7 protein-coding genes and 3 tRNA genes are annotated in these 15,841 nt (G+C 44.9%); all 10 read left to right on the top strand.

Features of this window, described 5'->3' with window-relative positions; all coding sequences use genetic code 11:
• Positions 1-90: 90 nt before the first annotated feature.
• The 10 genes from FC07_RS11875 to FC07_RS11830 all read left to right on the top strand — a co-directional run bounded on the left by FC07_RS11875 (position 91) and on the right by FC07_RS11830 (position 15,409).
• A tRNA-Pro gene (locus FC07_RS11875) sits at positions 91-164 on the top strand.
• A gap of 14 nt (positions 165-178) precedes the next feature.
• Positions 179-250, top strand: a tRNA-Gly gene (locus tag FC07_RS11870).
• 14 nt (positions 251-264) lie between these two features.
• A tRNA-Pro gene (locus tag FC07_RS11865) sits at positions 265-338 on the top strand.
• 145 nt (positions 339-483) lie between these two features.
• A complete protein-coding gene (locus FC07_RS11860; RefSeq protein ID WP_057905317.1) occupies positions 484-954 on the top strand; it encodes a CtsR family transcriptional regulator in 471 nt (156 codons plus the stop codon).
• Between the two features lie 21 nt (positions 955-975).
• On the top strand, positions 976-3,462 hold the full coding sequence (locus tag FC07_RS11855) for an ATP-dependent Clp protease ATP-binding subunit (protein ID WP_057905316.1): 2,487 nt from the start codon (positions 976-978) through the stop codon (positions 3,460-3,462).
• 164 nt (positions 3,463-3,626) lie between these two features.
• Complete coding sequence (locus FC07_RS11850; RefSeq protein ID WP_057905315.1) at positions 3,627-4,547, top strand: peptidase U32 family protein; 921 nt, start codon at positions 3,627-3,629, stop codon at positions 4,545-4,547.
• Position 4,548: 1 nt separating this feature from the next.
• Positions 4,549-5,784, top strand: coding sequence for a peptidase U32 family protein (locus tag FC07_RS11845; protein ID WP_057905314.1), 1,236 nt, complete (start codon positions 4,549-4,551; stop codon positions 5,782-5,784).
• A gap of 400 nt (positions 5,785-6,184) precedes the next feature.
• Positions 6,185-9,775 (top strand): DNA-directed RNA polymerase subunit beta, encoded by a 3,591-nt coding sequence (gene rpoB / locus FC07_RS11840; protein ID WP_057905313.1) that lies wholly within the window; start codon positions 6,185-6,187, stop codon positions 9,773-9,775.
• 110 nt (positions 9,776-9,885) lie between these two features.
• Positions 9,886-13,527 (top strand): DNA-directed RNA polymerase subunit beta', encoded by a 3,642-nt coding sequence (gene rpoC, locus FC07_RS11835; protein ID WP_057905312.1) that lies wholly within the window; start codon positions 9,886-9,888, stop codon positions 13,525-13,527.
• A gap of 115 nt (positions 13,528-13,642) precedes the next feature.
• Positions 13,643-15,409: an FAD-dependent oxidoreductase gene (locus FC07_RS11830; RefSeq protein ID WP_083483308.1), complete on the top strand. Its 1,767-nt coding sequence runs from the start codon at positions 13,643-13,645 to the stop codon at positions 15,407-15,409.
• Positions 15,410-15,841: the final 432 nt, after the last annotated feature.

Genomic DNA, 15,841 nt, shown 5'->3' with positions numbered 1-15,841 from the left:
TGTCTGACTACGAATCAGAAGGTTGTAGGTTCGACTCCTACTGGGTGCATTGATCAGTGATATTCATCATTGATTGGCACAAATGGATAACGGGAAATAGCTCAGCTTGGTAGAGCACCTGGTTTGGGACCAGGGGGTCGCAGGTTCGAATCCTGTTTTCCCGATGAATAGCGTTAATGCGGAAGTAGTTCAGTGGTAGAACATCACCTTGCCATGGTGGGGGTCGCGGGTTCGAATCCCGTCTTCCGCTCTTTTTTGTATTTCCGGGAAGTAGCTCAGCTTGGTAGAGCACTACGTTCGGGACGTAGGGGTCGCAGGTTCAAATCCTGTTTTCCCGATCAATGATTGTCAGTGATGGTCGTATCCGTGGGGATGCGGCTTTTTTGTTTGGTATGATTTTACGACAATATGCTTTGCTTTTGGTCTAAAATCTTCTATAATAAATGTCAATATTAGTCAAAGTATTTAAGTGAGGTGAAAATGATGCAAGGTCAAAATATTTCTGATATTATTGAAGCCTACTTAAAGCAAATTTTAGCAGATTCGGAAAAGGTTGAAATTCGACGTGCTGAGATTGCAGATCTTTTTAATTGTGTACCATCACAGATCAACTATGTGATAAAAACCCGTTTCACGATCCAACGTGGTTATTTAGTTCAAAGTAAACGCGGTGGTGGTGGGTATATTCGCATTGAAAAGGTGAATTTATTAGATAATCGTGATATGCTAGATACACTTATAGAGCTGATTGGCAGTACGATCACCCAGCGGGATGCGTTGGCAATTGTACAAAAGCTTTATGAAGAAGATTTTGTAACTCGGCAAGAGGCGAACTTGACTTTAGCGGCCATTAGCCATGATGCATTAGCGGTAAATGATCGCCATTTGGAAAATGCTTTAAGGGCCAGCGTTTTGACGAGTATCTTGAACCATCTTCGATTTGAAAAATCGTAAGCGAAAGTGAGGGACGCCTACATGGACAATTTATTTACACCAAGTGCCAAGAATGTCTTGGTTTTAGCACAAGAACAAGCCAAGTATTTTCGGCATCATGCGATCGGAACAGAACATCTATTATTAGCATTAGTGATTGAAAATGACGGGATTGCCGGTAAGACATTGCGCCAATTGTCAGTAACTGATGAGGATGTTCGGGAAGAAATCGAGCGCTTTACCGGCTATGGAACCTCGGCTGATACGAAAAAGGACACCTATTTGCCATATGCACCAAAGGCGAAACAAGTGTTGTCGTATGCAGGGGACGAAGCAAAACGAATGGGTGCTATGAAAATTGGCACAGAACACGTTTTGTTAGGTCTCTTACGTGAAGACGATATTTTAGCAGCGCGGATTCTTTCCAATATGGGGCTTAGCTTAAGTAAAACACGCCAAATGATCTTGAAAAAGTTAGGCGTTACAGATACAAGTACAAAACGGCGTAATCCGGCACGTGGTGGCCGTCAAGCACAAGCAAGCGAAGGCACGCCAACCTTAGATTCATTAGCGCGGGATTTAACGCAATTAGCACGTGAAAATAAAATGGATCCAGTGGTTGGGCGGAGCAAAGAAGTTCGCCGCTTGATCCAAGTCTTGGCACGGCGGACCAAAAACAACCCTGTTTTAATTGGTGAACCTGGGGTTGGTAAAACGGCGATTGCAGAAGGCTTAGCACAAAAAATCGTTCACGGCGATGTACCAGTTGATATGCAGAAAAAGCGTTTAATGGCGTTGGATATGGGGTCATTAGTCGCTGGTACGAAATATCGTGGTGAATTTGAAGATCGTTTGAAGAAAGTCATCGATGAAATTTACCGTGATGGGCAAGTGATTCTCTTCATTGATGAATTACATACCTTGATCGGGGCTGGTGGCGCAGAAGGTGCCATTGATGCATCTAATATTTTGAAACCGGCTTTAGCGCGTGGTGAAATGCAAGTGATTGGCGCCACAACGCTAGATGAATACCAAAAGTACATTGAAAAAGACGCTGCTTTGGAACGCCGTTTTGCGACGATCCAAGTCAACGAACCAAGTCAAGATGAAGCCGAAGAAATTTTGTTAGGCTTACGTAGCCGTTATGAAGAACATCATGGGTTGACCATTACCGATGAAGCAGTACATGAAGCGGTTGTCTTGTCATCACGCTACATTAGTGACCGGTTCTTACCGGATAAGGCCATCGATTTAATCGATGAATCGGCGGCGGCTGTTCGGTTAGACGCTGCTAGCAAGCCAACACCTGCGGATAAGCTTGAAAAGCAATTGGCAGATTTAGCGACGGCTAAAGAAACGGCGATTGAAAATCAAGATTTTGAAAAAGCAGCTGCTGTTCGTGAAGACGAAATGAAGTTGAAACAAAAAATCGAGAAGAAGCAAGCGCAATCAGAGACTGAACGTAAGATTCGTACGGACGTCAAGGTGACACCAGAGGACGTGGCCCATGTTGTCTCACAGTGGACAGGTGTGCCATTAACCCAGTTGCAAAAAACTGAAAGTGATCGTTTGATCAACTTAGAAAAGATCTTGCATCAGCGGGTCATTGGTCAAAGCGAAGCAGTTTCCGCTGTGTCACGGGCCATTCGCCGGGCACGGAGTGGGTTGAAAGATCCACAGCGCCCAATTGGTTCTTTTATGTTCTTAGGCCCAACTGGGGTTGGTAAAACCGAGTTAGCGAAGGCCTTAGCAGAGGCGATGTTTGGCTCAGAGGAAAATATGATTCGTGTTGATATGTCCGAATACATGGAGAAGTATTCAACCTCGCGGTTAGTCGGTGCGCCTCCTGGCTATGTTGGCTACGATGAAGGCGGTCAATTGACTGAAAAAGTACGGCAAAAGCCATACTCTGTGGTCTTATTAGATGAAGTTGAAAAGGCCCATCCAGATGTGTTCAACATTTTGTTACAAGTCTTAGATGATGGTTACTTAACGGATTCCAAAGGACGAAAAGTTGATTTCCGTAACACGATTTTGATCATGACGTCTAACTTAGGTGCGACTGCTTTGCGTGATGAAAAGTCAGTTGGTTTTGGTGCCAAAACGGTACAACACGACTATTCAGCGATGAAAGGCCGGATCTTAGAAGAATTAAAGAAAGGCTTCCGGCCTGAATTTATCAACCGGATCGATGAAGTGGTTGTCTTCCATTCATTGAATAAGCCTGAATTGCATCAAATCGTGAAGATCATGTCGAAGAAGGTCTTAAAACGGTTACGGGAGCAGGAGATCAACGTGAAGATCACACCGGCTGCAATTGATGTGATCGCCAAGGTGGGCTTCGACCCAGAATACGGTGCACGGCCAATTCGGCGGGCATTACAAACTGAGATCGAGGATCGCTTAAGTGAAGCACTTTTAGGCGGGGAAATTAAATTAGGTGATTCCCTGACGATCGGTGCACGCCAAGGCAAGATCACGTTAAACGTTCACGATGAACCAGCACCTCAAAAGCCAGTTAAAGCTTAATAGAATCGCAAAACGAGCATTCAGCAAACTTGTTGAACGCTCGTTTTTTTTGTTGTGTCAGGGGGTCAAAAGCGTGCTTGTGGCAGCAATGGTGATTTTTCAGGATTTGTGATCTATGTTATCCTAGAGACACTTGCAATCCAAGGAAAGAAGCGATTTTAAACATGAATTTAATTACAACCGTGGCGTCAGTACAGCAAGCTGAGGCCTTATTAGCGGCTGGTGTTGATACATTATATTTAGGTGAAAGCGAATTTGGCTTGCGTTTGCCGGCTGATATTCACCAAGCTGATTTAAAAACAATCGTCCCAATGGCCCACGCTGCTGGTAAAAAGGTGACCGTGGCTGTGAATGCAATTTTTCATAATGACCGCATTGAAAAGGTACGGGCTTACTTGCATGTGCTCGCTGATTTAAAAGTGGATGCCGTTACCATTGGCGATCCAGGTGCGATTCATGTTTTACAGCAAGAAGTACCAGAATTGGCCTACATTTATGATGCTGAAGTGGTGGTCACCAGCGCACAACAAGTTAACTTTTGGGCGCGTCATGGGGCAACCGGTGCTGTGATCGCCCGAGAAGTGCCTTACGGTGAGCTTGTGACAATGGCGCCTGAATTAACGGTGCCAGGCGAGATTCAAGTGTATGGGGCGACTTGTATTCATCAATCAGGGCGGCCATTGTTGCATAACTATTTTGACTTTGTGAAAGACCATCAGGATCGGGCAGATCGTCAACGGGGGCTCTTTATTGCCATTCCACAGCATCAGAACGATCATTATTCGATTTATGAAGATCGGAATGGCACTCATATTTTTGCGAACAATGATCTGAACTTAATGACCAAGCTGGATCAGCTTTATCAATTAGGGTTAACCAACTGGAAGCTAGATGGCTTGTTTACAGACGAGACCCAGTTTGTGGCTATTGCTAAGGCTTTTGTGGCTGCCAAGCAGGCACTGGCTGCAGGGACTTGGACGCCAGCATTAGCGGCTGAGCTCAGTCAACAAGTGGTGGCGAACCAGCCGGTTAACCGGGGCCTCGATACCGGTTTTTATGAAATTGATCCAAGTGAGGTGCAATAAGATGCGTACAATTCAGAATAAACCAGAGGTACTAGCACCAGCTGGTACGTTAGAAAAATTGAAAGTGGCCATTGATTATGGTGCAGATGCCGTTTATATTGGCGGCGACGCCTATGGCTTACGAACACGAGCTGGTAATTTTTCATTTGATCAAATGCGTGAAGGGGTCGCTTATGCCCATGCACGTCACGCCAAGGTTTATGTGGCGGCGAACATTGTGGCCCATGAAGGGGATACAGCAGGCGCCGGCCGCTTTTTCCAAACCTTACGCGAGATTGGCATTGATGCGGTGATCGTGTCAGATCCAGCTTTGATTGAAATTGCGATTTTAGAAGCACCGGGGCTGCCAGTGCACTTATCCACACAGGCGTCAGCTGCCAACTATGAAACCCTGAATTTCTGGCAATCCGAAGGCTTAGAACGGGTTGTCTTAGCACGTGAAGTCGGCATTGAAGAAATCAAGGAAATGCGGCGGCATACCGATGTTCAGATCGAAGCCTTTATTCATGGGGCCATGTGTATCGGCTATTCCGGTCGTTGCGTTTTATCTAACCATATGAGTATGCGGGATGCGAACCGTGGTGGCTGCGCGCAAAATTGCCGCTGGAAGTATGACTTGTTTGAAATGCCGACAGCTGGACAGCGTGAAGAAGAAACAGATGCCAAGACACCCTTTACCATGAGTGCCGTTGATATGGCTATGATCGAACATATTCCAGATTTGATCGAAGCGGGGGTAAATTCCTTTAAGATTGAAGGGCGAATGAAGTCGATCCATTACGTGTCGACTGTGGCAAATGTTTATCGTCAGGCAGTTGACAGTTATTGTGCCGATCCAGAACATTATCAATTGGATCCGGCTTGGGTGGATGAACTATGGAAAGTCGCCCAACGGGAAATGTCCACCGGCTTTTACTATGGCACCCCGACTGCAGATGATGAATTGTTTGGCAAACGTCGTAAACGACCATCATATGCCTTTGTCGGTGAAGTCATGGCCTATGATCCAGCAAAGAAGTTAGCCACCATTCGTCAACGCAATAACTTTGGTGTTGGGGACCAAATTGAATTTTACGGGCCACACTTTACGCATCATACGGAAACATTGACGCAGTTGTGGGATGAAGATTATGACATTCTACTGCGTGCCCCAGATGCCATGATGATCTGCAAGGTGCCAGTCACCCAACCAGTGAAGCCAGGCGACATGCTTCGGCGGGCGAATCAGTTAGTTTAATGAAATAAAGCAAATGAATCAGCTTACGCAAGTGGGCTGATTTTTTAATGCTTTTTAGAAGCTCATTGCGGGCTTGTTTTAACGGCATTTCAGCTCAATTTTTGCTAATGGACCGTAACCTAGCCTTCTCAACAAACATTCCCCTTGACAAGTGTCAAAAGACTGTGTATGATTAGTAATTGCTAAAAACTGCGGAATATTTTACCTTGCGATCTATTGTCCGTGAGGTAAATAAAGGAAAACTCAAAAGTAGCTGACAAGTTTGAATAGAACACTGTCCTATTTTTGGTTTTTTTTTGCTTAAAATTCCGAATTTTTGGTAAATGTTACTTATTTTTAATATTTGTCATATTTTTGTAATTTTAAGTGTTTTGCGGAAATTCAAGAAGGGGTGAACAATTTGGCAGGCCATTTAGTTAAATACGGTAAACACCGGACACGGCGCAGTTATTCACGAATTAAGGAAGTACTGGATTTACCAAATTTAATTGAAATCCAATCCAACTCATACAATTGGTTCCTTGATGAAGGTTTAAAGGAAATGTTCAATGATATTATGCCCATTGATGATTTTCAAGGGAATTTATCATTAGAATTCGTCGATTATCAATTGTTAGAGCCAAAATATACGGTTGAAGAAGCACGTCAACATGACGCCAACTATTCAGCACCATTACATGTGACCTTACGGTTAACCAACCATGAAACAGGCGAAATCAAATCTCAAGATGTCTTCTTTGGGGATTTCCCATTGATGACAGATCAAGGGACTTTCATTATCAACGGGGCAGAACGGGTTATCGTTTCCCAGTTGGTGCGTTCACCTGGGGTTTACTTCAATAGTGAACTTGATAAAAATGGTCGGACGATCTATGGCACAACGATGATTCCTAACCGTGGGGCTTGGTTGGAATATGAAACTGATGCCAAAGACATTTCTTACGTGCGGATCGACCGGACACGGAAAATCCCAATGTCCGAGCTTGTACGGGCATTAGGCTTTGGTTCCGATGATGAGATCATTGATATGTTAGGTCGCAATGACAGCTTAATGCTGACATTGGAAAAAGATGTGCATAAAAATGATGATGATTCACGGGTTGAAGAAGCCTTAAAAGATATTTACGAACGACTACGTCCTGGTGAACCAAAGACGGCTGACAGCTCTCGGAGTCTGTTGAACGCGCGTTTCTTTGATCCAAAGCGCTATGATTTAGCGGCTGTTGGGCGTTATAAAGTCAACAAAAAATTAGCTTTAAAGACACGCTTGTTGAACCAAACATTGGCTGAAACATTGGCTGATCCTGATACAGGTGAAGTCATTGCGCAAAAGGATACCGTGATCGATCGTGGTGTGATGGAAAAATTAAGTCCTTACTTAGAACGTGACGACTTTAAGACCACCACTTACACACCTTCAGACGAAGGGGCCGTTACAGACCCAATGACCTTGCAAACCATTATGGTTTACTCACAGGTCAATCCTGAAAAAGAAGTGCCAATGATTGGCAATGCCAACATTGAATTAAGCTGGAAGCACATTCGCCCAGCTGACATTATTGCCTCAATGAACTACTTCCTGAACTTACAAGAAGGCATTGGGACAACCGATGATATTGACCATTTAGGCAATCGTCGGATTCGTTCAGTTGGTGAATTATTACAAAACCAATTCCGGATCGGTTTATCACGGATGGAACGGGTTGTGCGTGAACGGATGTCCATTCAAGATACATCCACAGTTACACCACAACAATTGATCAACATTCGGCCAGTTGTCGCATCAATCAAAGAATTCTTTGGTTCTTCACAATTGTCCCAGTTCATGGATCAAACCAACCCATTAGGTGAATTGACCCATAAACGTCGTTTGTCAGCCTTAGGCCCTGGTGGTTTGACCCGTGACCGTGCCGGTTATGAAGTCCGGGACGTGCACTATACCCATTATGGCCGGATGTGCCCAATTGAAACGCCTGAAGGCCCAAACATTGGTTTAATTAACAGTTTGGCGTCTTACGCCGTTGTCAACCGGTATGGCTTTATTGAAACCCCATATCGGCGTGTGGATTGGACGACGCATAAAGTAACCGATAAAATTGATTACTTAGCTGCTGATGAAGAAGATAACTACGTTGTTGCCCAGGCTAACTCACCATTAAATGACGATGGTTCATTTGTGGATGATATGGTATTGGCACGTCGTAAAGATGAAAACTTGGAAATTTCAACCGATCATGTTGATTACATGGACGTTTCGCCTAAGCAAGTTGTTGCCGTTGCCACAGCCTGCATTCCTTTCTTGGAAAACGATGACTCCAACCGTGCCTTAATGGGTGCCAACATGCAACGGCAGGCCGTACCTTTGGTTAACCCACATGCCCCATTAGTTGGGACTGGGATCGAATACAAAGCAGCCCACGATTCAGGGACTGCCATTGTTGCCAAAGCAGCTGGTACCGTTGAATACGTTGATGCCAAGCAAATTCGTGTTCGTCGTGAAAACGGCACTTTAGACACGTATGATTTAATGAAGTACCGGCGTTCAAACTCTGGTAAGAGTTATAACCAACGGCCAATCGTTAAATTAGGTGATCACATTGACTTTAGTGAAATCTTAGCGGATGGACCAGCCATGGAAAATGGGGAACTTGCCTTAGGTCAAAATCCAATCATTGCTTTCATGACTTGGAACATGTACAACTTTGAAGATGCCATTGTCTTGTCTGAAAAGTTAGTTCGTGAAGATGCGTATACATCCATTCATATTGAAGAATACGAATCAGAAGCACGTGATACGAAATTAGGACCGGAAGAAATCACCCGTGAAATTCCGAACGTCGGCGAAGATGCGTTGAAAGATCTTGATGAATTTGGGATCGTCCGCATCGGGGCTGAAGTGAAGGATGGCGATTTATTAGTTGGTAAAGTAACGCCTAAAGGGGTTACCGAATTATCAGCTGAAGAACGCTTATTACACGCGATTTTTGGTGAAAAGGCCCGTGAAGTTCGGGATACTTCCTTGCGGGTACCACATGGTGGCGGTGGGATCGTCCAAGACGTGAAGATCTTCACCCGTGAAGCCGGCGATGAATTATCACCAGGTGTGAACATGATGGTTCGCGTGCATATTGCCCAGAAACGTAAGATCCAAGTCGGTGATAAAATGGCCGGCCGTCATGGTAACAAAGGGACCGTTTCAATCGTTGTTCCTGAAGAAGATATGCCATACTTGCCAGATGGGACCCCAGTTGATATTTGCTTATCACCAATGGGTGTGCCTTCACGTATGAACATTGGACAAGTTATCGAATTGCATTTAGGGATGGCTGCACGGAACTTAGGCATTCATGTGGCAACACCAGTCTTTGACGGTGCTTCTGATAAGGATGTTTGGGGTGCTGTTAAAGAAGCCGACATGGACGATGATGGAAAGTCATTGTTGTACGATGGTCGCACTGGGGAACCATTTACCAACCGGGTGTCTGTTGGGGTCATGTACTACATGAAACTTGCCCACATGGTTGATGATAAGTTACATTCACGTTCAATTGGCCCTTACTCATTGGTTACACAACAACCTTTAGGTGGGAAAGCCCAATTCGGTGGCCAGCGTTTCGGTGAAATGGAAGTTTGGGCTTTGGAAGCCTATGGTGCTGCTTATACCTTGCAAGAAATCTTGACTTACAAGTCAGATGACGTTGTCGGTCGTGTGAAGACTTACGAAGCCATCGTTAAAGGCGAACCAATTCCAAAGCCAGGTGTACCAGAATCCTTCCGTGTCCTAGTTAAGGAATTACAATCCTTAGGCTTAGATATGAAGGTCTTAGACGCCGACAACAAGGAAATTGAATTACGTGATATGGATGACGAAGATGATGACGTGGTCAGCGTCGATGCTTTATCCAAGTTTGCCAAGGAACAAGAAGCGCAACGGACGAAAAAAGCAGCCGAAGAAGCCATGAAATCAAATAGCGATAACCAACAAGACTAGGAGGGCCATGATTCCTGCGGTATGAACTGCCGCCACAGGAATGGTCATCCTCCGAGAATAGTATTTTGCGCTAGCAAAATGGACATTAAAGCATTTAGGAGGTCAGCTAAGTGATCGACGTTAATAAATTTGAAAGCATGCAGATCGGATTGGCATCGCCTGACAAAATTCGGAGTTGGTCTTATGGCGAAGTTAAAAAGCCTGAAACCATTAACTACCGGACTTTAAAGCCAGAACGCGATGGCTTGTTCGATGAACGCATCTTTGGCCCTACCAAAGATTGGGAATGTGCATGTGGTAAATACAAGCGAATCCGTTATAAAGGCATCGTTTGTGACCGTTGTGGGGTTGAAGTAACCCGTTCTAAGGTACGCCGCGAACGGATGGGCCACATTGAATTAGCGGCCCCAGTCTCACATATTTGGTACTTTAAAGGGATTCCTAGCCGGATGGGGTTAGTGCTTGACATGAGCCCACGGGCGTTAGAAGAAATCATTTACTTTGCTTCTTACGTGGTCATTGATGGCGGGAACACACCTTTGGAGAAGAAACAACTCTTAACCGAACGTGAATACCGTGAAAAGTATGAAGAATACGGCAGTGATTTCAAGGCTAAAATGGGTGCTGAAGCCATTAAGGACTTGTTAGATGATGTCGATCTTGATAAAGAAGTTGCTGATTTGAAAGAAGACTTAAAGACAGCCCAAGGTCAAAAACGGACGCGTGCTGTTCGGCGTTTGGACATTTTAAGTGCTTTCCAAAAATCCGGTAACGAACCAAGCTGGATGGTTATGGATGCCATTCCAGTGATCCCGCCTGATTTACGGCCAATGGTTCAATTGGAAGGTGGCCGTTTTGCCACTTCTGATTTAAACGATTTGTACCGTCGGGTGATCAACCGGAACAACCGTTTAAAGCGTTTATTGGACTTAAATGCGCCTAGCATTATTGTTCAAAACGAAAAACGGATGTTGCAAGAGGCCGTTGATGCTTTGATCGATAACGGCCGTCGTGGTCGTCCTGTAACCGGTCCTGGGAACCGGCCATTAAAGTCGCTTTCACATATGTTGAAAGGGAAACAAGGTCGTTTCCGTCAGAACTTGTTAGGGAAGCGTGTTGACTATTCTGGTCGTTCTGTTATTGATGTTGGCCCTACGTTGAAGTTCTATCAATGTGGGTTACCACGTGAAATGGCCCTTGAATTGTTCAAGCCATTCGTGATGCGCGAATTGGTAAAACGTGAATTAGCCTCAAACATTAAGAATGCCAAACGTAAGATCGATCGGCGCGATGAAGATATTTGGGACGTTTTAGAAGATGTCATCAAAGAACACCCAGTTCTGTTGAACCGGGCCCCTACGTTGCATCGTTTGGGGATCCAAGCTTTCGAACCTGTTTTGGTTGATGGGAAGTCCATGCGGTTACATCCATTGGCTTGTGAAGCTTACAACGCCGATTTCGATGGGGACCAGATGGCCATCCACGTGCCATTATCAGATGAAGCCCAAGCCGAAGCCCGTTTACTCATGTTAGCAGCGCACCATATTTTGGCGCCTAAGGATGGGAAGCCAATTGCCACACCTTCACAGGATATTGTGTTAGGAAACTACTTCTTAACCACTGAAGAAGCAGGCATTAAAGGCGAAGGCATGATCTTCAAAGATCCTAATGAAGTTGTTATGGCTTATCAAGACGGCTATGTTGAATTGCACACTCGGATCGGGTTAGCGGTCAACGCTTTGCCAGAAAAGCCATTTACTGAAGCACAACAACAACGGATCATGATGACCTCTGTTGGTAAAGTGATCTTTAACGAAATCTTGCCAAAGAACTTTGTTTATTTAAACGAACCTTCAAATGGTAACTTAATGGATGGGGTGCCTGAAGAATTCTTCTTAGCACCTGGTACAGACATTAAGGCTGTCTTAAAAGATCGCGACTTGATCAAGCCATTTAAGAGCAGTTTCTTAGCCGATGTCATTGCCCAAGTCTTCAAAGTTTACCGTGTAACGGAAACATCTGAATTATTGGATCGTATGAAGACATTAGGTTATGAACAAGCAACGAAGTCTGGGATTACCGTTGGGGCCGCCGATGTCAAGGAATTGCCAGAAAAGGCTGCCATGGTTGCGGATGCCCATAAGCAAGTTTCAACGATCACCAAGCAGTTCCGTCGTGGTTTGATTACAGACGACGAACGTTATCAACGTGTTATCGGCGTTTGGAACACCGTTAAGGATCAGATCACTGAACGTTTGATGAGCAACATGCCTGCGAATAATCCAATCTTTATGATGAGTGATTCTGGTGCCCGTGGTAACGTGTCTAACTTTACCCAGTTAGCCGGCATGCGTGGTTTAATGGCTGCGCCTAACGGTCGAATCATGGAATTACCAGTTATCTCAAACTTCCGTGAAGGCTTATCCGTCATGGAAATGTTTATCTCAACCCACGGGGCTCGTAAAGGGATGACCGATACGGCCTTGAAGACCGCCAACTCTGGGTACTTAACCCGTCGTTTGGTCGATGTGGCACAAGATGTCATTATTCGTGAAGAAGACTGTGGTACAGATCGTGGCCTTGAAGTCAGTGCAATCACTGAAGGAAACGAAATGATCGAACCTTTCTACGATCGGATCTTAGGCCGGTATGCCATGAAGACTGTTTTTGACCCTGAAACTGGGGAAGAAATTGTCACTCAAAACCACATGATCGATGAAGATGCCGCTGCGAAGATCGTTAATGCTGGCATCGACACCGTTACCATTCGGTCCGTCTTTACTTGTAACACGGAACATGGTGTCTGCAAGCTTTGTTACGGTCGTAACTTAGCAACTGGTGAAACCGTTGAAGTTGGTGAAGCTGTCGGGACCGTTGCCGCACAGTCAATCGGTGAACCCGGTACACAGTTAACCATGCGGAACTTCCATACCGGCGGTGTTGCTGGCGGGAACGATATTACCCAAGGGTTACCACGTGTCCAAGAAATCATGGAAGCTCGGAATCCTAAAGGGTTGGCAAACATTAGTGAAGTCACCGGTGAAATTACGGCGATTGACGAAAACCCTGCTGATCATACTAAGGAAATCACCGTGCAAGGCGAAACCGATACACGGACTTACAGCATTCCATTTACAGCCCGTGTGAAAGTTCAAGAAGGCGACTTCGTTGAACGTGGGGAAGCCTTAACAGGTGGGTCAATCGATCCTAAGCAGTTATTACAAGTGCGTGATCGCTTAGCAACTGAAGTCTACATGTTACGTGAAATCCAAAAGGTTTATCGTTTACAGGGGATCGAAGTTTCTGATAAGCATATGGAAGTTATGGTTCGGCAAATGTTACGTAAAGTTCGGATCATGGATCCTGGCGATACTGACATTTTGCCTGGGACTTTAATGGATATTGGCGACTTTAAGCGTCGGAACTATCAAACCCTGATTGCCGGTGGCATTCCTGCCACTTCACGGCCAGTGTTACTTGGAATCACCAAGGCTGCCTTGGAAACCAACAGTTTCTTATCAGCCGCATCATTCCAGGAAACAACCCGTGTCTTGACGGATGCTGCTATCCGTGGCAAGAACGATCCGTTGTTAGGTTTGAAAGAAAACGTCATTATTGGGAAGATCATTCCAGCCGGAACTGGTATGGCGAAATACCGTCATATGGAACCTAAGGAAGTGGGCGTCGTTTCTGAAAACGTCTATTCCATCAATGATATTCAAAAACAAATTGATTCTGAAGCCAAGGATTAATTGAAATTGCATTAACCCGCAAGCTTGCGGTATACTCCTTCTTAAGTGGACTTTTGTTCGCTTAAGAAGGAGTTTTTTGTGTGAAATAACACGATTGAGAAAGGATGACCGCATGATGGTTAAAAAAATAGTTGTGGTGGGTGGGGTTGCTGGCGGTGCTTCTGCCGCTGCCCGTTGCCGCCGCTTAGATGAAAGTGCGGAAATTACCATTTTTGAAAAAGGGCCAGATGTGGCATTTTCTAACTGCTCACTGCCTTATCACTTATCACAAATGATCGATGTGGCGGATGACATTATTGTGATGCGTCCCATTGATTTAGAAATGCAATATAGTATTGCCGTTAAGGTCAATCATGAAGTGACGGCCATTGACCCAGCGACAAAATCTGTGACGGTACACAATTTAGAAGCAGACACCACCGAAACGGTGGCTTACGATGAATTAGTGCTGGCCCCTGGCGCAGTGCCGATCCGGCCAGCTAAGATTGCGGGGATCCACAACGACAATGTGTTTACGATTCGGAATGTGGAAGATGTTAAACATATTTTAGGGTATCTGTTAGACCGAGATATTACCGATGTCACTGTTATTGGCGGGGGCTTCGTTGGAGTAGAAGCGGCCGAAAATTTATCGAATGGTGGGTTTCAGGTTAATTTGGTCGAAGCCCATGACCATGTGCTGAAAACATTAGATGATGATATGGCGCAAATCGTTCAGAAAACCATGTTGGACTATGAGATTAACTTAATTGTCAATGATCGGGTGACGGCGATTACAGACAAAAACGTGACGTTAGCCTCAGGGCGTCACTTAAAGAGTCAAGCAGTGATCGCGGCCATTGGGGTAGCGCCGGAAACGGACCTGGCGACACAGGCCGGCATCGCCACTGGTGAAACAGGTGCCATTAAGGTCGATCAACATTTTCAAACCAATATTCCTCATATTCACGCTGTAGGGGATGCCATTGAGGTATTTAACTGGCAAACGGGTAAGCCGCAGCGGTTGAATTTGGCCTTTCCAGCACAAATTGAAGCACGCCAAGCGGCGGACCATATTTATGGGCGGCAAGTCCGAAATCACGGGGTGATCGGCTCACAATGCATTCCTGTTTTTGAACTAAATGTGGCGTCCACTGGGATGAATGAAGCCACTTGTCAGGCCAATCACGTTGATTACCGCACGACAACGGTGATTCCGCTGGATAAAGTGTCACTGATGCCAGGCGCGAAGTCTTTATTTCTAAAGTTGGTCTTCGCTTATCCAACTGGCGAGATTCTCGGTGCGCAAGCCATTGGTGAAAGCGCAGTGGACAAACAGATCGATGTGATTGCCACCATGATCGCCAATCATAATTATGTGGAAGATTTGGAAACGTTGGAATTGTGTTATCAACCTAAAATGAGCACGGCTAAAAATGCCGTCAACATGGCCGGTATGGTGGCCACTAACTTACTCAATGATGAGTATCGCCAAGTGCCAGTTTCTGCAGTCCGTGGTTTGGTGGAAAGCGGTGCGATGATCGTCGATGTCCGTGAAAAGGATGAGTATCGCGACGGCCATTTAACCACGTCTGTGAATATTCCCATGAGTGAGTTCCGTGATCGTCTCGATGAGATTCCTAAGGATCGGCCTGTGTATTTCCATTGTTTAACCAGTCAACGGAGCTACAATGTGGTGCGGGCACTGATCAATCTGGGGTACACCAATGTTTACAACATTGTAGGGTCGTATAAAGGCATCAGTTATTATGAGTATTATCGGGATCAAGTGGAACATCGGAAGCCCATTGTCACCACTTACTGGTTCGACATTGTGCCAGATTTGTTCCTAGAACGCAGTCCGATTACCTTTAATCCGGATCGGATGACGCAATTACGTTAGTAAATCATGATAGTGACTTTAATTTTTCGCTTTATGAGTAAATTACAAACCGATATTCAGCGCGATGAATGTTAATTGAGAGGTGTTATCACTGGCTTTTGCCTCACTTAGCGGTTGATTGCTTAAAACGCGAACTCAGATCGTATTTTAACAGCTTTGAAATTTGATTGTCATAAAATCACTTGTATCACCCATGCAGTTTTTTGAAGAGATTCTTCGCCACAGATTTAAGGACGAAGGGTCTCTTTTTAACGGCATTGTGAAAAAATTATAGTCATGATCAATTAGTCCCAGATAATCAAAAAGATAGTTTTTAAATTATTTAAAAACCACACGAAATATTTAAAAACAAGTCAGTATATATTAATATAATCATGCCTGAATTATGCATATCTTTTCCTAAACCTTAACGAGAATGCTGCTACACCATCG

The sequence above is a fragment of the Loigolactobacillus bifermentans DSM 20003 genome (genome assembly GCF_001434575.1).
Taxonomy (GTDB): Bacteria; Bacillota; Bacilli; order Lactobacillales; family Lactobacillaceae; genus Loigolactobacillus; species Loigolactobacillus bifermentans.
Note: the sequence above shows the minus strand (reverse complement) of the source record. Positions and strands in the feature narration are given on the sequence as shown.

Coding starts and splice junctions, on each gene's coding strand:
- FC07_RS11850 (WP_057905315.1), top strand. CDS start 3,627: ATGAATTTAATTACAACCGTGGCGTCAGTACAGCAAGCTGAGGCCTTA.
- FC07_RS11860 (WP_057905317.1), top strand. CDS start 484: ATGCAAGGTCAAAATATTTCTGATATTATTGAAGCCTACTTAAAGCAA.
- FC07_RS11855 (WP_057905316.1), top strand. CDS start 976: ATGGACAATTTATTTACACCAAGTGCCAAGAATGTCTTGGTTTTAGCA.
- FC07_RS11830 (WP_083483308.1), top strand. CDS start 13,643: ATGGTTAAAAAAATAGTTGTGGTGGGTGGGGTTGCTGGCGGTGCTTCT.
- FC07_RS11845 (WP_057905314.1), top strand. CDS start 4,549: ATGCGTACAATTCAGAATAAACCAGAGGTACTAGCACCAGCTGGTACG.